General features: G+C 72.8%; 14 protein-coding genes. 11 read left to right on the top strand and 3 right to left on the bottom strand.

The features are described 5' to 3' along the window. The first annotated feature begins 431 nt into the window (after window positions 1-431). The 9 genes from ACIBF5_RS01610 (at window position 432) to ACIBF5_RS01570 (ending at window position 12,762) form a co-directional block, all read left to right on the top strand. Window positions 432-881 carry an SAV_6107 family HEPN domain-containing protein gene (locus ACIBF5_RS01610; RefSeq protein ID WP_396806972.1) on the top strand — a complete coding sequence of 150 codons (450 nt, stop codon included), beginning with the start codon at window positions 432-434 and terminating at the stop codon, window positions 879-881. A gap of 54 nt (window positions 882-935) precedes the next feature. Further along, entirely contained in the window at window positions 936-1,688 is a 753-nt protein-coding gene (locus tag ACIBF5_RS01605; protein WP_396807367.1) for a hypothetical protein, read from the top strand. Window positions 1,689-1,885: 197 nt separating this feature from the next. After that, window positions 1,886-3,484 carry a DNA polymerase Y family protein gene (locus ACIBF5_RS01600; RefSeq protein WP_396806970.1) on the top strand — a complete coding sequence of 533 codons (1,599 nt, stop codon included), beginning with the start codon at window positions 1,886-1,888 and terminating at the stop codon, window positions 3,482-3,484. A 42-nt stretch (window positions 3,485-3,526) separates the two neighbouring features. After that, window positions 3,527-6,859 (top strand): error-prone DNA polymerase, encoded by a 3,333-nt coding sequence (locus tag ACIBF5_RS01595; RefSeq protein WP_396806968.1) that lies wholly within the window; start codon window positions 3,527-3,529, stop codon window positions 6,857-6,859. Between the two features lie 91 nt (window positions 6,860-6,950). After that, on the top strand, window positions 6,951-7,730 hold the full coding sequence (locus tag ACIBF5_RS01590) for a methyltransferase domain-containing protein (protein ID WP_396806966.1): 780 nt from the start codon (window positions 6,951-6,953) through the stop codon (window positions 7,728-7,730). Further along, the gene (locus ACIBF5_RS01585; protein ID WP_396806964.1) at window positions 7,727-8,941 is read left to right on the top strand and encodes an alkaline phosphatase family protein; all 1,215 of its coding nucleotides are present in this window, start codon (window positions 7,727-7,729) and stop codon (window positions 8,939-8,941) included. Before ACIBF5_RS01590 ends, ACIBF5_RS01585 begins: the two co-directional genes overlap by 4 nt. A 152-nt stretch (window positions 8,942-9,093) precedes the next feature. Beyond that, the gene (locus tag ACIBF5_RS01580) at window positions 9,094-9,600 is read left to right on the top strand and encodes a 2Fe-2S iron-sulfur cluster-binding protein (protein WP_396806962.1); all 507 of its coding nucleotides are present in this window, start codon (window positions 9,094-9,096) and stop codon (window positions 9,598-9,600) included. Next, entirely contained in the window at window positions 9,597-10,598 is a 1,002-nt protein-coding gene (locus ACIBF5_RS01575; RefSeq protein WP_396806960.1) for an FAD binding domain-containing protein, read from the top strand. Before ACIBF5_RS01580 ends, ACIBF5_RS01575 begins: the two co-directional genes overlap by 4 nt. A gap of 19 nt (window positions 10,599-10,617) precedes the next feature. Beyond that, on the top strand, window positions 10,618-12,762 hold the full coding sequence (locus ACIBF5_RS01570) for a xanthine dehydrogenase family protein molybdopterin-binding subunit (RefSeq protein WP_396806959.1): 2,145 nt from the start codon (window positions 10,618-10,620) through the stop codon (window positions 12,760-12,762). Window positions 12,763-12,822: 60 nt separating this feature from the next. On the opposite strand, the gene ACIBF5_RS01565 is transcribed toward ACIBF5_RS01570, so the two are convergent. Beyond that, window positions 12,823-14,070, bottom strand: a complete 1,248-nt coding sequence (locus ACIBF5_RS01565; RefSeq protein ID WP_396806957.1) for an MFS transporter — start codon at window positions 14,068-14,070, stop codon at window positions 12,823-12,825. A 245-nt stretch (window positions 14,071-14,315) separates the two neighbouring features. Here ACIBF5_RS01565 and ACIBF5_RS01560 point away from each other — a divergent pair, with 245 nt between their 5' ends. Together ACIBF5_RS01560 and ACIBF5_RS01555 are read left to right on the top strand one after the other, a co-directional pair. Beyond that, entirely contained in the window at window positions 14,316-15,602 is a 1,287-nt protein-coding gene (locus tag ACIBF5_RS01560; RefSeq protein WP_396806955.1) for a DNA polymerase IV, read from the top strand. A gap of 115 nt (window positions 15,603-15,717) precedes the next feature. Next, on the top strand, window positions 15,718-16,101 hold the full coding sequence (locus tag ACIBF5_RS01555; RefSeq protein WP_121155786.1) for a DUF3040 domain-containing protein: 384 nt from the start codon (window positions 15,718-15,720) through the stop codon (window positions 16,099-16,101). 187 nt (window positions 16,102-16,288) lie between these two features. Here ACIBF5_RS01555 and ACIBF5_RS01550 read toward each other — a convergent pair whose 3' ends face one another. Continuing rightward, window positions 16,289-18,748 carry a transglutaminaseTgpA domain-containing protein gene (locus ACIBF5_RS01550; protein WP_396806952.1) on the bottom strand — a complete coding sequence of 820 codons (2,460 nt, stop codon included), beginning with the start codon at window positions 18,746-18,748 and terminating at the stop codon, window positions 16,289-16,291. Then, on the bottom strand, window positions 18,745-20,043 hold the full coding sequence (locus ACIBF5_RS01545) for a DUF58 domain-containing protein (RefSeq protein ID WP_121161769.1): 1,299 nt from the start codon (window positions 20,041-20,043) through the stop codon (window positions 18,745-18,747). Before ACIBF5_RS01545 ends, ACIBF5_RS01550 begins: the two co-directional genes overlap by 4 nt.

The following is a 20,043-nucleotide window of genomic DNA, read 5'->3' as shown; positions in this document are numbered from 1 at the left end:
CGGGTCGTACGTTGCGTTTTTGTCGGCGGCGAGGTGTACTGTCATCAGTAGTTAGAACGCGTGTTCGATTAGGTGTCGCTCGATCGGTCGTCTTCGGTCCGGTCGTGTCCGCATCGGGTCGAGCGCTCGTCCTGGCGATCGGGAGTCGCGTTCGCGGCGTGGCTCCCGGCGTGCGGTTCCGCGGACCGCGCGGGCTCCGGGCACACCGGCCCGGGCCACCAAGGCAGGATCGTCGTCCGCCGCCCACGACCCCCGGGCGGCGGGCGATGACCCCGCCGGTTCAGCCGGCCGGGTGAGGTGTGGGGAAGCATCCACACCCGGCCGGCACCACCGGTGCGTCTTCCTCCGCAGCGGGCTATCCGACAGTGCGTGGCCACCCGGGCTCCAGGCCCGACCGGTGGCGACGCGGCGGCGAAGCGGAGGAGATTCCCATGTCGACCAGCCCGGTTCAGGTGCCGACGGTGCCGGCGCACATGCTGCCGCACCGGACCCCGGCCCAACTGCTCGTGATCGCCCGGCGTGGGCTGGCGGAAGCCGCCCAGACCCGACCCGAGGGACTGCGTTACGCCGCGGCGCACCTGGCCGCCCTGCGTGCCGCCGCGGCGGTGCTCGCCGCCCGGGCCCGTCCCGCCCCCACCCGACGCAACCGGGTCACCAGCGTCTGGGCCCTGCTCATGCTCGTCGCCCCCGAGATGGGGGAGTGGGCCACCTACTTCGCCACCGGCGCGACCAAGCGCGCCGCCGCCGAGGCCGGCATCCCCCGGGTGGTGACCGAGCGGGAAGCCGACGACCTGCTCCGCTCGGCCGAGCAGTTCGTAGCCGTGGTCGAGGCCGCGCTCGGCCTGTCCCACCAACCCGCCTTCGACGGATTGGCCGCCTGAGCCGCGAGATCGGATCGGCGACACATCTGCAGAAACGGGGGGGTGGGTGAGCCCATGGCGGGCCGGATGGCGGTCGGGTCGGCAGCGTTGACGGACCTGGTTCGACCGGCTAGCGCTCCGGATCCGGCCGGCGCCCACCGGACGCTGCCGGTGCTTCCCGAACTGATCGGTCTGTTGCCCAACCGAGGGCTGCGACGGGGCAGCACAGTCGCGGTCGGCACCGGCCAACCCGTCCGTAGCGGCGGCACCTCACTCCTGCTGGCGCTGCTCGCCGAGGCGTCGCGTGCAGGTTCGTGGTGTGCGGTGGTCGGCGTACCGACCCTCGGCATGGGGGCGGCGGCCGAACTCGGCATCGCGTTGGACCGGCTCGCCCTCGTGCCGAACCCCGGACCGGAATGGGCGACCGTGGTCGCCGCCCTGATCGACGGGGTCGACGTGGTCGTCGTCGCTGTGCCGGGCTCGATCAGCGCCTCGGTCACCAGTCGGCTGGCCGCCCGAGCCCGTCAGCGCGGCAGCGTGCTGGTCCCGTACGGCCAGTGGGCCGGGGCCGACGTCACCCTTCAGGTGATCGGGGGCGCGTGGGAAGGGCTCGGTCAGGGTCGGGGCAGATTGCGTCGGCGCGAGGTGACCGTCTCCGCCCGGGGACGTGGTGCCGCCGCCCGGCCCAAGGAGATCAAGGTCTGGATGCCGGGCGACGAGGCCACCCGCACGGTCAAGCCGGCCGGCGGCAGCCGTACGCCCGGATCGCCCACCACCGGATCGGAGACCGGGGGGCGGCGTACCGCGCTCACCCTGGTCGCGCGGTGAGGGACCCGACCGGCGTGGCCGACCGGGTTCGCCGGGTGGTGGAGCCGGGCGGTGGAGGAGGTCGTCGGGCGACCGCCGGCTGCGCGAACCGCTGGTCACGGGGCGTCAGGGGAGGTCCGTCGAACAAGAATCGAACACATGTTCTAAGGTGACTGGGTGGGCCGGTCGCGCTCGACGGGCCGGTCGAGGAGGGTGTGATGGGGGGCGGGACGGGGGACGCCGGAGAGCAGACGCCGGTGCGCACCCTGCTCCTCTGGTGCCCGGACTGGCCGGTGGTCGCGGCCGAGATCGTCGACGGAGTCCCCGCGTCGGCCCCGGTCGCCGTGCTGCACGCCAATCGGGTGTACGCCTGCTCCACCGCCGCCCGCGCCGAGGGGGTGCGGCGTGGCCTGCGTAAACGGGAGGCGCAGAACCGCTGCCCGCAACTGGTCGTGGTCGACCACGATCCCGGCCGGGACTCCCGCGCCTTCGAGTCGGTGGTCACCGCGGTCGAGGAGGTCGCCGCCGGGGTCGAGGTGATCCGCCCGGGCGCCTGCGCGCTCGTCGCCCGTGGCCCGGCCCGCTACTTCGGCGGCGAGGAACAGGCCGCCGAGCGGATTGTCGAGCACGTCGCCCAGACCTGCCTGGTGGAGAGCCAGATCGGCATCGCCGACGGGCTGTTCGCCGCCGGTCTGGCCGCCCGTACCGGTCAGCTCGTACCGCCCGGTGGCACCCGGGACTTCCTCGCCGGGCTGCCGGTCGAGGCGCTCGGCCGACCGGCCCTGACCGACCTGCTGCGCCGGCTCGGGCTGCGTACCCTGGCCGATTTCGCGGCGTTGCCGGCGGGTGACGTACTGGCCCGGTTCGGGTTCGACGCCGCGCTCGCCCACCAACTGGCCGCCGGCCGCGACCACCGGCGGCTCGCGGTCCGCCGGCCGCCGCCGGACCTGGCCGTGACCGAGACGTACGACGAAGCGCTCGACCGGGTCGACGCCGCCGCGTTCGCTGCCCGTTCCCTCGCCGAACGGCTGCACGAGACCCTCGCCGGGCACGCCCTGGCCTGCACCCGGCTTGGCATCGAGGCGGTCACCGAACACGGCCAGGAACTGCACCGCGTCTGGCGGCACGACGGGCTGCTCAGCGCGGCGGCCATCGCCGACCGGGTCCGCTGGCAGCTCGACGGCTGGCTCTCCGGGACCAACCGGCGTCCCGGTGCCGGAGAGCGCCCCGTCCCGCCCCGGCCGACGTCGGGGATCATCCGGTTGCGGCTGGTGCCCGACGGGCTGCTCGCCCAGGCCGGCCTGCAACCGGGTCTGTGGGGTGAGACCGGCGCCGAACGGGACCGGGCACACCGGGCACTGAGCCGAGTGCAGGGCATCCTCGGCCCCGACGCGGTGCTGACCGCGGTGCTCGGTGGCGGACGGTCCCCGGCCGACCAGGCCCGGTTGGTGCCGTGGGGGGACGAGCGGACCCCCCGCCGCCCGGCGACACCGCCCTGGCCAGGCAGGTTGCCGCCGCCCGCGCCGGCGGTGGTGTTGCCCACTCCGGTGCCGGCCGCGGTCTACGACAGCACGGGTGAACCGGTCGCGGTGACCGCCCGATTGGCGGTCAGTGCCGCCCCGGCCCGGCTCGTGGTGGGCACCGCCGCCCCGGTGGAGATCGTCGGCTGGGCCGGGCCCTGGCCCCTGGACGAACGCTGGTGGGCGCCGGCCGAGGCCCGGCGGCGGGCCCGGTTCCAGGTACGGCTCGCCGACGGTAGGGCACTGCTGCTCTCCCTCGCCGGGGGGCAGTGGACGGTGGAGGCGGTCTATGACTGACCACCCGACCCGACGCGCAACGGCCCACGCGGGGTGTCGCCGGTGAGCTTCCGCAACCCGAAGATGCCCTGGTCGGAGCTGGAACGCGCACTCTCCGGGCGGCGTGACCCGGCCGGTCACCTGCGCGTGGTCGACCCGCTCGCCGACGAGGCACCGAGCAGCCGGCGACGGGAGCGCTACACCTCACCGACGCGACCGGTCACCTCCGGCGACACCGTGCCGTACGCCGAACTGCACGCACACACCAACTTCAGCTTCCTCGACGGTGCCAGCCACCCGGAGGAACTGGCCGAGGAGGCGGCCCGGCTGGGGCTGACCGCGCTCGCGGTGACCGACCACGACGGGTTCTACGGTGTGGTGCGCTTCGCCGAGGCGGCCCGCGCACTGCACCTGCCCACCATCTTCGGTGCGGAACTCTCCCTCGGCCTGCCCGGACCGGCGGCTGGTGAGCCCGACCCGCTCGGGCGGCATCTGCTGGTGCTCGCGCACGGCCCGGAGGGGTACGCCCGACTGGCCCGGACCATCGCCCGGGCGCAGCTACGCGGCGGTGAGAAGGGACGCCCGGTCTACGACCTGGAGGAGGTCGCCGCCGACCTGCGGGACCACGTGCTGGTGCTGACCGGCTGCCGCAAGGGCCCGGTTCCGGCGGCGCTGCTCACCGAGGGGGTCGACGCGGCGGTGCGGGAACTCGACCGGCTGACCGCGCTCTTCGGTGCCGAGACCGTGGCGGTGGAGCTGACCGACCATGGCGACCCGACCGACGGTGACCGCAACGACGCCCTCGCCGCGCTGGCCGCCGACGCCGGGCTGCCGACCGTGGCGACCAACAACGTGCACTACGCCACCCCGTCGCGGCGGCGGCTCGCCACCGCACTGGCGGCCGTACGGGCCCGGCGCAGCATGGACGAACTCGACGGCTGGCTGCCGGCGGCGGCCACCGCGCACCTGCGCAGCGGGGCCGAGATGGCGGCCCGGTTCGCCGCCTACCCCGGTGCGGTGGCGCGGGCCGCGCGGTTCGGCGCCGAACTCGCCTTCGACCTGCAACTGGTCGCGCCCGACCTGCCCGCCTATCCGGTGCCGCCCGGGCACACCGAGATGAGCTGGCTGCGCCAGTTGACCATGGACGGCGCACTGGAGCGCTACGGCCCACGCGAGGCGCACCCGAGGGCATACGAGCAGCTCGAACACGAGCTGAGGATGATCGAGGAGCTGGGTTTTCCCGGCTACTTCCTGGTGGTCTACGACATCGTCACGTTCTGCCGGCGGGAGAACATCTACTGCCAGGGCCGGGGCTCGGCGGCGAACTCGGCGGTCTGCTACGCGCTGCGGGTCACCAACGTCGACGCGGTCCGCCACCACCTGCTCTTCGAGCGGTTCCTCGCCCCCGAACGGGACGGGCCGCCCGACATCGACGTGGACATCGAGTCGGACCGGCGGGAGGAGGTGATCCAGTACATCTACACCACGTACGGCCGGGAGCACACCGCGCAGGTCGCGAACGTCATCTCGTACCGGCCCCGGTCGGCGGTGCGGGACGTGGCCAAGGCGTTTGGTTTCTCCCCCGGGCAGCAGGACGCCTGGAGCAAGCAGATCGACCGGTGGGGGAGCGTGTCGAACGTGGACGTCGAGGAGATCCCCGAACACGTCGTCGCGTACGCCAACGAGTTGCAGACCTTCCCCCGGCACCTGGGCATCCACTCCGGCGGCATGGTGATCTGCGACCGGCCGGTGATCGAGGTCTGTCCGGTGGAGTGGGGGCGGATGCCCGGCCGCACCGTGTTGCAGTGGGACAAGGACGACTGCGCCAACGCCGGACTGGTCAAGTTCGACCTGCTCGGGCTCGGCATGCTCTCGGCGCTGCACTACGCGTACGACATGATCGGTTCCACCCTCGACCTGAGCGGCATGTCCCTGGACGATCCGGAGGTCTACGACATGCTCTGCCGGGCCGACTCGGTGGGGGTGTTCCAGGTGGAGAGCCGGGCCCAGATCGCCACCCTGCCCCGGCTCAAGCCCCGGACGTTCTACGACCTGGTGGTCGAGGTGGCGCTGATCCGGCCGGGCCCGATCCAGGGCGGTTCGGTGCATCCGTACATCCGGCGTCGCAACGGCCAGGAGCCGATCACCTTCCCGCATCCGCTGATGCGCAACGCGCTGGAGAAGACGCTCGGTGTGCCGTTGTTCCAGGAACAGTTGATGCAGCTCGCGATCGACCTGGCCGGGTTCGACGCCGCCGGCGCCGACCAGTTGCGCCGGGCCATGGGGTCGAAGCGTTCCACCGAGCGGATGGACCGGATCCGGGAGCGCCTCTACGCCGGCATGGCCGAGCGGGGGATCACCGGGGAGGTGGCCGACGACGTCTACCTGAAGCTCTCCGCGTTCGCCAACTTCGGCTTCCCGGAGAGCCACGCGATGAGTTTCGCCTACCTGGTCTACGCCAGTTCCTGGCTCAAGCGTTACCACCCGGCGCCGTTCCTGGCCGCGTTGCTCAACGCCCAGCCGATGGGTTTCTACTCGCCACAGACCCTGGTCGACGACGCCCGCCGGCACGGGGTCGAGGTGCGCCGGCCGGACATCAACGCCAGCGGCGCGCAGGCGGTGCTGGAGTCGACCCCGCAGACCCGGTGGGGCAGCGAACCGGGCGAGCCACCGCACCGGTGGGGGCTGGGTGGGCCGGTGGTGCGGCTGGGACTGGCCGGGGTCCGCACCGTCGGCGCCGACCTGGCGACGCGGATCGAGGCGGAACGCGACGCGCACGGCCCGTACGCGGACATGCCGGACCTGGTCCGCCGGGTCGGCCTGCCGGCCGCGCAGCTGGAGGCGCTGGCCACCGCGGACGCCTTCGCCTGTTTCGGGCTGACCCGTCGGGAGGCGCTCTGGGCGGCCGGTGCGGCGGCACAGGAGAGGCCGGGCCGGTTGCCGGGCACGGTGACCGGGGCGACGGCGCCCACCCTGCCCGGGATGGCGGCGGTGGACCGGCTGGTCGCCGACGTGTGGGCCACCGGCCTCTCGCCGGAGAGCCACCCGGCCCGGTTCGTCCGGGATCGGCTCGACGCGCTGGACGCGGTGCCGATCGCGAAGCTGGCCCGGGTGGAGTCGGGGCGGCGGGTCCGGGTCGGTGGCATCGTCACCCACCGACAGCGTCCCGGTACGGCCGGTGGGGTCACCTTCCTGAACCTGGAGGACGAGACCGGCATGCTCAACGTGATCTGTTCGCCGGGCCTGTGGCAGCGTTACCGGAAGGTGGCCCGGAGCAGCAACGCGCTGGTCGTACGGGGGCGACTGGAACGGGCTGAGGGGGTGACGAACCTGGTCGCCGACCGGTTGGACGAGATCACCGCGCCGGTCACCCCCGCCTCCCGCGACTTTCGTTGATCGGCCGGGCCGGCGGCGCGGTGGAGCGTGGACGGGCATCGGTCGGCTTCTCCTGACCGGTCCGGGAACCGGGTGGCCTAGGCTCGTCCGGGTGGAGCGAACACAGATCGGGTCCGGCGCGGTGCGCGGCCGGCCGGCGCCAGCATCCGGGCCGTATCCGGCCCCGCGTACCGCCGTGGTCTGGGCGGTGCTGCGCCGTGAACTCGACCGGCTCACCGGGCGCACCCTGACCGTGCTCGATGTCGGCGGCGGCACCGGCGGGTTCGCCGTACCGCTGGCCGAGGCGGGACACCGGGTGACGGTGGTCGACGCCAGCCCGGACGCGCTCGCCGCGTTGACCCGGCGGGCGGCCGAGGCGGGCGTGGCGGATCGGATCCGGGCGGTCCAGGGGGACGGGGACGCCCTCGCCGGGCTGGTCGAGCCGGCCAGCGCGGACCTGGTGCTCTGTCATGCCGTACTTGAGGTGGTGGACGATCCGGCGGGGGTGGTGGCGGCGCTGGCGACCGCGCTGCGGCCCGGGGGCGCGGCCAGCGTACTGGTCGCCAGCCGGGCGGCGGCCGTGCTCAGCCGCGCGATGAACGGTCACCTGGACGTCGCCGCGGCGCTCCTGGCCGACCCGGACGGCTGCGCCGGGCCGCGCGACACGCTGCGCCGGCGTTATGACGCGGAGAGCGCCGCGGCGCTGCTCGGCGCCGCCGGGTTGCGGGTCGAGCAGACCCACGGGGTACGGGTCTTCGCCGACCTGATTCCGGCGGCCGCCGCCGATGGTGACCCGCAGGCTCTGCTCGATCTGGAGATCGCCGCAGCGTCCCGGCCGCCCTACCGGGACGTCGCCGCCCAGTTGCACCTCTTCGCCCGCCGGCCGGAGTGACCGGGTCCACCGGCCCGGCCGCCGGCCCGTTCGGTGCCACCGGGCCGTTGGACCTGGTACGGCCGGAGTACGGCGGCGACAGCCTGGCCGACGTGCTGCCCAGCGCGCTGGCGGTGCTCGGGGTGCCGGGGGCGCCCGACCCGCTGGGCCTGGTCGGTCCGATGGCGGGCGTACGCCGGATCGCGGTCCTGCTGGTCGACGGGCTCGGTTGGTACCAGCTCCCCACCGCGGCCCCGTACGCCCCGGTCCTGACCGACCTGGTGGCCCGGACCGGCCGGCCGCTGACCAGCGGGTTTCCCTCGACCACTCCGACCAGTGTGGTCAGTCTCGGCACCGGGGCGGCGCCGGGTGCGCACGGGGTGCTGGGTTTCCGGGTGAACGTGCCGGGCACCGACCGGGTGCTGACCCACATCAACTGGTCCGGTGCGACCGGCGGGCTGCGTACGCCGGACCCGGAGCCTCGGCGTTGGCAGCCGTTGCCGACCCAGTGGGAGCTGGCTCGGGCGGCCGGGGTGGCGGTGACCGTGGTGAGTCGTCCCGAGCACGCCGGCAGCGGGCTGACCCTGGCCGCCAACTCCGGTGGCGACTACCGGGGCGCGGCCGGGGTGGACGGGCTCGCCACCGAGATGCTGGCCGCGCTCACCGCCGGCCCGGGGCCGACGCTGGTCTCCGGTTACCATCCGGACATCGACCAGCAGGGACACCTGACGGGGGTCGACTCCGCCGGTTGGCGGGCGGCGGTGACCGACCTGGACCGGTTGCTCGACCGGCTGGTAGGTGGCCTGCCGGCCGACGCGGCGTTGCTGGTGACGGCCGATCACGGGCAGCTCAACGTGCCGCCGGACCGGCGGTTCGACCTCGACCTCGATCCTCGGCTGCGGGCCGGGGTACGGGTGGTGGCGGGCGAGCCGAGGGTTCGCTACCTGCATACCGAGCCCGGTGCGGTGGACGATGTGCGGGCCGCCTGGACCGAGGTGCTGGGACCGGCGGCGTGGGTGGCCTCGCGGGCCGAGGCGGTCGCCGCCGGCTGGTTCGGGCCGGTCCCGGAGGCGCACCTGAGCCGGATCGGTGACGTGGTGGTCTGCTGTCGGGAGTCGTACGTGGTGCTGGCGAGCCGGACGGACGCGCCGATCGAGGCGAGGCTGGTGGCGTACCACGGGTCCTGGACGGCGGCGGAGATGACCATTCCGCTGCTGACGGTCCGCGGCTGACTCGTCCTGCTGGCCTGCCCTGTTGGCTCGTCCTGCGGCTGACCCGGTCCGCTTTCGGGTGCGGGGAGCAGCGGAAGATCAACCGGGGATACCGGCCGTACCGACACCTGAATTGGGATAATTTCGGGTGATTCGGACGACCGGGGGCGGCGATGGATACCGAAGTGACGCTGCGGGTGGACGGGACCACACACACGCTGAAGGTGGACACCCGCACCACGCTGCTGGACGCGATGCGCGAACGGCTCGGCATCACCAGCCCGAAGAAGGGCTGCGACCACGGGCAGTGCGGCGCCTGCACCATCCTGCTCGACGGCTGGCGGGCCAACAGCTGCCTCGCCCTCGCCGTCGCGCACGACGGCGCCGAGATCGTCACCGCCGCGGGTCTGGCCATGGACGGCAACCTGCACCCGATGCAGCAGGCGTTCATCGAGCACGACGCGTTCCAGTGTGGCTACTGCACCCCCGGACAGATCGTCTCCGCCGTCGGCATGCTGGACGAGGTCGACGCGGGCTGGCCGAGCGCGGTGACCGCGGCCGGTGACGCCGACGTGGTGCTCGACGAGGCGGAGATCCGGGAGCGGATGAGCGGCAACCTCTGCCGCTGCGCCGCGTACGCCAACATCGTCCCCGCCATCGCCCAGGTGGCCCGGTCGTGAGGCCGCTGCGCTACGCCCGCGCACAGGACGTACCGCAGGCGGTGCGGATGCTCGCCGCCGCGCCGTACGGGGCGTACCTGGCCGGTGGGACGAACCTCGTGGACCTGCTGAAACTCGGCGTGGCAACGCCGGAACTGCTGGTCGACGTCCGGCGACTCACCTCCGAACGGATCGAGGACCTGCCCGACGGCGGCATCCTGGTCGGCGCCGCGGTACGCAACAGCGAACTGGCCGCCGACCCGACGATCCGTACCCGCTACCCGGTGCTCTCCCAGGCGCTGCTCGACGGCGCCTCCGGCCAACTGCGCAACCTCGCCACCACCGGCGGCAACCTGCTCCAGCGCACCCGGTGCCCGTACTTCCAGAACATCACCACCCCGTGCAACAAGCGCGTACCCGGCACCGGTTGCTCGGCCCGGGAGGGCCACCAGCGGGACATGGCGATCTTCGGGGCGTCGCAGGAGTGCGTCGCCACCCACCCCTCGGACATGGCGGTCGCACTGGCCGCACTCGACGCGCTGGTGCGCACCCGGGGACCGGACGGCGACCGCCTCATCCCCGTCACCGAGCTGCACCGGCTGCCCGGCGAGGAGCCGGGCCGGGACACCGTGCTCCGGCACGGCGAGCTGATCATGAACGTGGAGCTGCCGCCGCTCGGGTTCGCCGCCAATTCGCGATACCGCAAGGTACGCGACCGGGCGTCGTACGCGTTCGCGCTGGTCTCGGTCGCCGCAGCGGTGGACGTGGTGGACGGGGTGGTCCGCGACGTACGGCTGGCTCTCGGCGGGGTGGCGCACAAACCGTGGCGGGCGACCCGTGCCGAGGAACTGCTACGCGGCGCCCCGGCGATCGCACAGAGCTTCGCCGACGCCGCCGACGCCGAACTGGCCGCCGCCCAGCCGCTGCCCGGCAACGCCTTCAAGGTGCCGCTGGCCCGCGCGACGATCATCCGTACCCTGCTCGACCTCACCGGGGACGCGGCGGAGGACGGCCGATGACCCCGGTCGGTGTCGGCGGGTGCCGGGCGGTCCGGGCGCCGTGGACGACGAGCGGGAGGGGACGCGGATGACCGTCGCGCCGAGGGCGATCGGCCGACCGATGGACCGGATCGACGGCCCGGACAAGGTCCAGGGGCTGGCCCGTTACGCCTTCGAGCACCCGGTCGACGCACCGCTCTACCTCTACCCGGTGCAGTCCACCATCGCCACCGGCCGGATCAGCGCCGTCGACACCGTCGCCGCCTGCGCCGAACCCGGGGTCGCCACCGTCCTCACCCACGACAACGCGCCCCGACTGGTGAAAGTGGACAGTGGCGAGCACGCCGTCCTGCAATCGGACCGGGTCGCCTTCCGGGGGCAGTTCATCGGCGTGGTGGTGGCCGAGACCCCGGAGACCGCACGGTACGCCGCCGGCCTGGTCCGGTTCACCTACGCCGCCGAAGAGCCCGACTTCGACCTGCGGGCCGACCGCAGCGACCTGTCGGTCCCCGCCGCGGTGCTGCCCCAGTTCCCGATGAACACCGAGCAGGGCGACGTCGACGCCGCGCTCGGGTCGGCCGCGGTCACCCTGGACGCCACGTACACCACGCCGATGCTCCACCACAATCCGATGGAGCCGCACAGCACCATCGCGCACTGGACCGACGAGGGGCTCACCCTCTACGTCTCCAGTCAGGGCGTCAACCGGGTCAAGGAGGCGGTGCTGGACCTGTTCGGGCTCGACGCCGACCAGGTACGGGTGGTCTCCCGGCACGTCGGTGGCGGGTTCGGCTCCAAGGTGCGGCCCCGGGCGGACCTGGTGCTGGCCGTCATGGCCGCCCGCACCGTGCCCGGCCGGCCGGTGAAGTTCGCCCTCACCCGGCAACAGATGTTCGCCCAGATCGGCTACCGCAGCCCGACCATCCAGCGGATCCGGCTCGGCGCCGACGACCAGGGTCGGCTGGTCGCGATCGCACACCGCTCGGTCGAGCAGACCTCCAGGATCACCGAGTTCGCCGAGCACGCCACCCGGATGACCCAGAGCATGTACGCCGCCCCGCACCGCCGCAGCACCCAGGGCCTGGCGACGTTGGACGTACCGACGCCGAGCATCATGCGCGCACCGGGGGAGACGCCGGGCATGTGGGCGTTGGAGTCGGCGATGGACGAGATGGCCATCGCCTGCGGGCTGGACCCGATCGAGTTCCGGATCCGCAACGAGCCGAGCGTGCACCCCACCACCGGGCTGCCGTACTCCAGCCGGAACCTGGTCGCGTGCCTGCGGGAGGGGGCCCGGAGGTTCGGCTGGGACCGGCGCGACCCCACCCCGGGCGGTCACCGCGAGGGGGGTTGGCTGGTCGGCCTCGGCGTGGCCGCCTCCACCTACGGAGTGTTGAGCCTGCCCGGGTCGTCGGCCCGGATCCGGCTCGGCTCGGACGGCCGGTACGCGGTCGAGATCGCCGCCGCCGACATCGGCACCGGTGCCTGGACCGCGCTGACCCAGATCGCCGCCGACGCGCTCGACGTCGAGTTCGAGCGGATCGATCTCGCCATCGGTGACACCAGGCTGCCGACGGCCAGCTCGGCGGGGGGATCGACGGGAATCACCTGCTGGGGGTCGACCATCGTCGCCGCCGCCGAAGAACTGCGCCGCGTCCTGGCCGAGGAGCACGGCGGGGCGGTGCCCGCCGAAGGGCTGACGGTCGAGGCGGCGATGCCGGAGAACCCGCACATCGGAAAGTTCGCCATGGACAGCTTCGGCGCCCAGTTCGCCGAGGTGCGGGTGCATGAGGAGACCGGCGAGGTACGCGTACCCCGGCTGCTCGGGGTCTTCGCCGTCGGACGGGTGATCAACCCGAAGACCGGCCGGTCACAACTGATCGGCGGGATGACCATGGGGCTGTCGATGGCGTTGCACGAGCACGGCGTGCTCGACCGGCGGTTCGGGCACGTGGTCAACCAGGACCTGGCGCAGTACCACATCGCGAGCAACGCCGACGTCGGATCGGTCGAGGCGTACTGCCTGGAGGAGCACGACCCGTACGTGAACCCGATGGGGAGCAAGGGCATGGGCGAGATCGGGATCGTGGGTACGGCGGCGGCGGTGGGCAACGCCGTCTACCAGGCCACCGGCGTACGGATCCGCCACCTCCCGATCACCCTGGACAAACTCCTCGCCCGATAAGGAAGGGCCCCTTGTTATCGGATTCGGTAGTACAAGGGCCCCTTCCTAACGCCCTGGGCGTCAGAACCGTGGAGCGTGCCGACGCGCCAGGCGCGGCACCAGCACCGAGCCGCCCACGAACAGCAACCCGGCGACCGACAGCACCGCCCCGACCCACGCCGTCGACAGGTACCCGTGTCCGCCCGCGATCATGACGCCACCCAGCCACGCTCCGATCGCGTTGGCGAGGTTGAGCGCGGAGTGGTTCGACGACGCCGCCAGCGCGGGTGCGTCCGGCGAGGCTTCCATGAGTCGGATCGTGAGACCGGCGCCGAGCACCTGGCACACCAGCCCGATCGCGAAGACGAGCAGCACGGCGGCGACCGGTGACGAGGCGGTGAGCGCGTAGAGCGCGAGGACCGTGGTCATCGCGACGAGTGAGCCGATGAGCGTGGCGAGCGCCGACCGGTCGGCGAGCCGCCCGCCGAGCAGCGCGCCGACGGTCATCCCCAGGCCGAAGACGGCGAGAACCCACGGCACCGCGCGGGCCGGCATTCCGGCGACGTCGGTGAGGGTCGGCGCGACGTAGCTGTAGACGGCGAACATGCCACCGAAGCCGACGGTGCCGGTGAGCAGCGCGATCCACACGTGCACCCGGCGGAACGCACCCAACTCCCGGGCGATGCTGGCCCCGTCGGCGGCGGCCACGGGCGGCACCCACCGCCGGACGGCGAGGATGGTCACGACGCCGATCCCGGCCACCAACGCGTACGAGGCGCGCCAGCCGAACATCTGTCCGGCGAGCGTGACGAGGGGTACGCCGACGATGTTGGCCACGGTCAGCCCGATCATGACCCGCGCCACCCCTCGGCCCTTCCGGTCCGGCGGGACGAGTCCGGCCGCCACGACGGAGGCGATGCCGAAGTAGGCGCCGTGCGGCAGACCGGTCAGGAACCGGGCGCCGACCAGCGACCAGATGCCGGGCGCGAGAGCGGTCAGCCCGTTGCCCACCACGAAGGCGGCCATGAGCACGAGCAACAGCCCGCGCCGGGGCACCCGGGCCGCGAGGGCCGCGATGACCGGCGCGCCGACGACGACACCCAACGCGTACGCGGTGATGCCGTGCCCCATTTCCGGAATGGAGACGTGCAGGTCGTCGGCCATCTGTGGCAGCAGGCCCATGGTGGCGAACTCGGTGGTGCCGATGCCGAAGCCGCCGAGGGCGAGCGCGAACAGTGCCGCCCCGGCCGGACGGTGTGTGTCGGGTGCGTCCTGCGGGGTGGGCCGGACCTCGGTGGTGCTCACGGTGGTGGTGTCTCCGCTCGTCATGGCGTCGCCGACCGGCAACGGGACCGACACCCCACGGCGGCGTGGAGGCGCGGCTCGGCCACATCGTGCCCCTCGGCCGTCGCACCGCCGCAACGAGAGGTCGCCGAGGTGACGAGGAGTACCTGCCGGAACGTCTCGACGGCCCGACCGGGCCAGACGGGTCCCCCGGTTGAGGAGCCCCCCCGACGGTCCCGAAACGCGGCGGCGTGCGAGGCGCTGTCGTACCCGGGGTCTAGCCTGCGGTCATGGGTCGGAGCCAGGCGGTGCCACCCCGTTCGGCCGGCGGTTCCGGGTCGGGCGGGGACCGGGCGCGCTTCGGGCCGGACGGGGACGACGAGGGTTGCCCGATCCTGCACGTCGACATGGACGCGTTCTTCGCCGCGGTCGAGGTGCGCAAGCGGCCGGAGTTGCGCGGGCGGCCGGTGGTGGTCGGCGGAATCGGTCCGCGTGGCGTGGTCAGCTCGGCCAGCTACGAGGCCCGGCGTTTCGGGGTGCACAGCGCGATGCCGACGATGCGGGCACGCGCGCTCTGCCCCGGGGCGGTGTTCCTGCCGCCGGACTTCGCCGAGTATTCGGCCGCCTCCCGGGCGGTGATGGAGATTTTCCGCGAGGTCACCCCGCTGGTCGAGCCGCTCTCGCTGGACGAGGCGTTTCTCGATGTGGCGGGTGCGCGACGGCTGTTGGGGCGCCCGGTCGAGATCGCCCGGCTGATCCGGGCCAGGGTGCGCGAGCAGGAGCGGATCACCTGTTCGGTCGGGGTGGCGCCGACCAAGTTCGTCGCCAAGCTCGGCTCCACCCGGGCCAAGCCGGACGGGCTGCTGGTGGTGCCGGCCGGGCGGGTGCTCGAATTCCTGCACCCGTTGCCGGTGGAGGCGCTCTGGGGGGTGGGGGAGCGTTCGGCCGAGACACTGCGCCGGTTCGGGCTGCACACCGTCGCCGACCTGGCCCAGGCGCGGATCGAGATGCTGCGCGGTGCGGTCGGTGAGGCGGCGGCGCAGCATCTGCACGAGCTGGCCTGGGGGCGTGATCCCCGGGCGGTCAGCCCGGAGCAGGTGGAGAAGTCGATCGGCGCCGAGGTCACCTTCGACACCGACATCAGTGACCCGGAGACGATCCGTAGGGCACTGCTCGCGTTGGCCGAGAAGGTGGGCGTACGGATGCGCCGCGCGGGGCAGGTGGGACGGACGGTGTCGATCAAGGTTCGGTCGGCCGACTTCCGTACGGTCAACCGCTCCCGGACCCTGGCGGGTGCCACCGACGTCGCCCATGAGTTGTTCGAGGTCTCCTGGGCACTGTTCGTCGCGCTCAAATCGACTGACCGGATTCGGCTCGTGGGGGTCCGGATGGAAGGGTTGACCGACGCCCGGGAGACTCCCAGACAGCTCACCCTGGACGAGCCGGAGCGTGGTTGGCGGGAGGCGGAGGCCGCCGCCGACGCCGCAGCGGCTCGTTTTGGCCGTCCGGTGGTGCGTCCAGCGAGTTTATTGGGACGTAATGACCTGCGCCGGACGGAAAATCAGGCGCGACCGTAGGTCGTCCCGCTTTCCGAGCCGCGACCCCCCTCGTAGACTTGCGTCAAGCAGCCGGTTGGCTGCCACGGTCTGTCGGTCCGACCGGGCCGACTCAACGTGACCGGGGAGGAGTGCCGTGCCGCTCTCGGAGCACGAGCAGCGACTGTTCGAGCAGATCGAACAGTCGCTTGCCGAGGACCCCAAATTCGCCTCGGCTGTGCGTGCCAGCGACCCGCGTTTTCATGCGCGCCGTCGCCTGCTCGTCGCCGCTGGCGTGATCATCGCTGGCCTTGCACTGGTCGTTTACGGCACGGTGAGCAAGACCTCACTTCTCGGAGTGGCCGGCTTCGTGGTCATGCTCGGCGCGGCGGCATTTGCGATGCAGTCGCATCGCAAGGCGCAGACGCCCGATCTGCGCGTGGTGGGTGGCTCGACCAGCCGCCGTACGCGTGGTCGGCGGATGTCGCTGATCGACCGTCTTGAGGACCGGTGGCGGCAACGGCCGGAGGGCCACCGCTGACCGCAGGTGTTTCCGTCATCGCGGGTTCGCCCGCGTGACGGCCCGCCGGAACGTCCCTCCGGCGGTGGTCGGCGGGTGCTTTCTGCCCGCTTAGTTTAGTTTCATGCGTTTCGTGCCAAATGAAAACCCGTGGTGCCCCGACCAGTACCGGGACACCACGGGTTTCGACTTTGTCAGCGTGCCCCCGTCACCGGCCCGCCGGCCGGTTGGCGAGCAGCCGGCGCGGGCTCCACCGCAGCAGCCCGTCACGGAGCCGCCCGGTAGCCACGACGAACCGTTCCGACCCATCCATGACCGCCAGTCGCCACTGCAGCAACACCGACGGTGGCAACACGGTCGCCATCAGGCGGGTACGCCGGTCGGCCCGCGCCGCGAGCGACTGACGTACGGTCCGCAGGGCGGGGTTCAACTCCCCGCCCGCCAACGGGGTACGGGCATAGCGGGCCCGCTCCTCGGCCCGGCCCAGCAGTCGAGCGGCCTCCGACCCGGTTTCGCCGAGATCCTGGGTGACCAACCGTTCGGCGGTCGCCCGGGGCGTCTCGGTCCGGTCCACCTGGACCCGGAAGTCGACCATCGTGTCGAGCAACTCGTCCCAGGCGGCGTGCGCGTCGGCCCGCGCCCGATCAGCCTCGGCCCCGGTCACCACCACCTGGGCCACACCCGGTGGTGGATCACTCCCGGCGGCCACCGCGTTGGTCGCCGCCTCCGTCCGCAACTGTCGCCGACGGCGCAGCGCCGAGCGGCGCATCGCCGGTACGGCGAGCAACAGCAGCAACGCCAACACCCCCGCCGCGGTCCACCAGGGCCAGGTGGTCGTGTTGGTGTTGAGCGCGCCGCCGCCGGCCAGGTTCGGGTCGTCGAAGCCACGCTCAGGCCGGTCCTGTGCGTTCGGTCCGGTGGTGGCGTTCGCCCCCGGTGCCGCGGAAGGTGCCGTCGCCGGGGCGACCGGGTCCGGTGCGTCGGTGTCCGGCGCCCAGTCGGTACGGGTCGAGCCGGTCACGTTCGCCGCCGGGGTGGCGTCGAACGGCACCCAGCCCGCGCCAGCGAAGTAGACCTCGGTCCAGGCGTGCATGTTCAGGTTGGTCAGCGTGTACGTGTTCTCCCGCTCGCTCCCGCCGACGGTGAAACCGAACGCCACCCGGCTCGGGATGCCGGCCGCCCGGACCAGCCACGCCATCGCGCTCGCGTACTGCTGGCAGAAGCCGACCTTGTTGTCGAGGAAGTTGACGATGTCCTCGCCGCTGGTCCCGCCCTCGGTGCTGAGGCTGTACGTGAAACCGTTGTCCCGGGAGAAGTAGTCGTAGATCGCCCGGACCTTGGCGTACTGCGTGGTCTTGCCCCGGGTCAGTTCGCCGACCAGTTGTTCGACCTGCGGCACCGTCGGCACCTCGGTGAAGTTCGCGAGGATCGGGTCGTTGTCGGGGAGTGGCTTGATCCCCTCCAGCACCTTCTGCGTGTACGTCGCCCGGACGTAGTCGAACGAGTACTTCTTGCCCTTGGACAGCCGCCGGTTGGAGAAGACCACCTGCGCGCTCTTGTCGTAGAGCCAGTTGCCGTCGAGGTTGGAGAAGCCCACCGGGTTCGCGTAGATCGGCAACATCTGCATGTTGAAGTTCGTCACCTCGACCTGCGCCCGGTAGGTGTTGAACGCGATCCCGGGCGCCGCCCCGATCCGGGGGTCGGGCAACTGGTTCAGCGGCGAACCGGTCGACGGACGGGGGTCGAACCCGGCCGAACGTACCCGGTCGGCGGTGGCGAACCGCAGGTAGAACGGCTCCGGCTCATTCGTCGTGACCTTGACGTAGTCGGTCACCGCGGTCTGGTTGAGCTGGCCGCGCAGCGCCGAGAAGAGCTGGACCCCGCCACCGGGGCCGCCCCGGCCGTTGCCGTCGCCGATCCCGGTGCCGGAGTTGTTGAACCGGTTGAGCAGCCCGTCGGTCATCTGCGGTGCGGCCAGCGGCAGCAGGACCGCGATCACCACCCCGACCACCGCGAGCCGACGGCCCGCCGCCGCCAGCGGGGACGGCTCCCAGATGTCGACGTCGCGGCCGTCGCCGGTGAACCTGCGGCCGAAGTGCCGTACCCGGTTGACGTTGTCCGCCGCCAGCAGCCAGAGGAAGCCGATCGCGCCGACCACGAACGGCAGCGCCGGCACGTTGTCCACATAGACCGCGACCGGCACCGAGTAGATGGCGAGCATCGGCAGCCCGGCCAGCGCCGGGCGGCGCAGCCCGACGGTGAGCAGGTCCACCACGACCGCGACCGCGCCGACCCCGAGCACCACCACGAAGAGCAGCGGATCGGTGTCGGGCACCTTCACCCCGTACGTCCGCATGTCCGTCGCCGAGCCGCTCAGCAGCGCGCCGAAGTGGGCGATCGTGTCGGGGGTCGGGACCACGCCCAGCAGTTCGCCGCCGCTCGGGAAGATCCAGGTCAGTCCGAGCAGCAGTGCGCCGAGCATGCTCAGCACCTGCGCCCAGACCGGTGCCCGCAGCGACCGGGTCAGGGTGGCGACCCCGGCGATCAGGGCGACCGCGATCGCGGAGTCGAGCAGCCAGGTCCACCGTTCGAAGATCGCCGACATCGGCGCGGCGGCGAGCAGGGTCGCCGCCGCGGCGACGAACCCCAGGTGACGGCGCCCTCTCATCGCATCCCTCCGGCCACGGTCTCGGCCATCGCGGCCCGCCAGGCGAAGCCCTGCGAGCCCCGGGCGGCCTGTGGCCACAACGCCGGCAACCGGCTGCCGTGTTCGACCCCGATCACCCGCCAGCCGCTCTGCATCAGCGCCAGCACGGCGGCGCCGTGGGCGTGGTCGGCCTCGGCCCTGGCCGGTGCCGGCAGGGTGAGCCAGGTGGTGCTGTCGACCAGGAAGGCCAGACAGGTCGCGCCATTGCCCCGCAACCCGGCCAGGACCTCGGCCTCGGCGGTGCTCAGGGTGCCGAGGACAGCGATGACCAGACCGCCGTCGGAGCGCTGCCGAACCTGCTCGACCAGGGTGGCGACATCGCCCCGCTGGCTCAGGCGCACGTCGGCGAGGTGGTCCAGCAGCAGGCCCTCGCCGCCGCCCTCCGTCGCGTCCGCGTCCATTCCGGAACCGCTGACCAGGCGCAGTTTGTAGCCGGACTGGCGTAGGTGCACCGCGACGCTGGCGACGGCCGAGACGGCCCACTCGAAGCTGGCCGTCGGCCCCTCACCCCGGTGTGCCACCGCGCGGGTGTCCAGTACCACCGTCGCCCGGCTCTCCCAGGGCTGCTCCTCCCGCCGCACCATCAGCTCACCGGTGCGGGCGGTCGACTTCCAGTGCACCCGGCGCAGGTCGTCGCCGCGCCGGTACTCCCGGGTGGCCGCGTCGTCCTCGCCGTGCACCGCCACCGACCGGGCCCGGCTGTCGCCGCTGCCGGCGTACTCGCCGGCGAGGCGGACCGTGGGCAGGGCGGTGACCTGGGGGATGACGGTCAGTCGGTCGACGCTGGGGAAGGCCCGGGTCAGCTCGCAGAGCCCGAACGGGTCGGTCAGCCGAACCACCAGCGGCCCGACCTCGTACCGGCCGCGTACGTCGGCGCGGACCGTGTACGCCACCGAACTGGCCTGGTGCGCGCCGAGGCGCTCCAGCACCACCCGGGGCCGGCTGCCCAGCGCGTACGGCAGCCGGTCCTCCAGCAGCAGGGTCCCGGTCGGCAGCCGGGACATGTTCTGCAACCGCAGCACGACGCGGGAGCTGGCACCGATCGGCACCCGTTGCGGCTCCAGCGAGCGGCTACAGGCGAGCTTGTAACGGCTGCGCCCGACGTACGCCGCGGCCAGTAGCGGCAGGACCGCGAGCAGTACCGCCACCCGGAGCAGGTCCCGTTCGCCGAGGATGGCGGCGGAGATCGCCGCCGCCACCGCCGCGGCGAGGAAGGACCGGCCACGGGTGGTGAGGCCGCGTAGTGCCTCGCGCAC

The sequence above is a fragment of the Micromonospora sp. NPDC050417 genome, assembly GCF_044458865.1.
Classification (GTDB): Bacteria; Actinomycetota; Actinomycetes; order Mycobacteriales; family Micromonosporaceae; genus Micromonospora_G.
The sequence above is the reverse complement of the archived record's forward strand: the minus strand, read 5'-3'. Positions and strand labels throughout refer to the sequence as shown.

Bases quoted from the DNA above. Each gene is read 5' to 3' on its own strand.
- ACIBF5_RS01610 (WP_396806972.1), top strand. From the start codon at position 432: ATGTCGACCAGCCCGGTTCAGGTGCCGACGGTGCCGGCGCACATGCTG.
- ACIBF5_RS01605 (WP_396807367.1), top strand. From the start codon at position 936: ATGGCGGGCCGGATGGCGGTCGGGTCGGCAGCGTTGACGGACCTGGTT.
- ACIBF5_RS01600 (WP_396806970.1), top strand. From the start codon at position 1,886: ATGGGGGGCGGGACGGGGGACGCCGGAGAGCAGACGCCGGTGCGCACC.
- ACIBF5_RS01580 (WP_396806962.1), top strand. From the start codon at position 9,094: ATGGATACCGAAGTGACGCTGCGGGTGGACGGGACCACACACACGCTG.
- ACIBF5_RS01565 (WP_396806957.1), bottom strand. From the start codon at position 14,070: ATGACGAGCGGAGACACCACCACCGTGAGCACCACCGAGGTCCGGCCC.
- ACIBF5_RS01560 (WP_396806955.1), top strand. From the start codon at position 14,316: ATGGGTCGGAGCCAGGCGGTGCCACCCCGTTCGGCCGGCGGTTCCGGG.
- ACIBF5_RS01550 (WP_396806952.1), bottom strand. From the start codon at position 18,748: ATGAGAGGGCGCCGTCACCTGGGGTTCGTCGCCGCGGCGGCGACCCTG.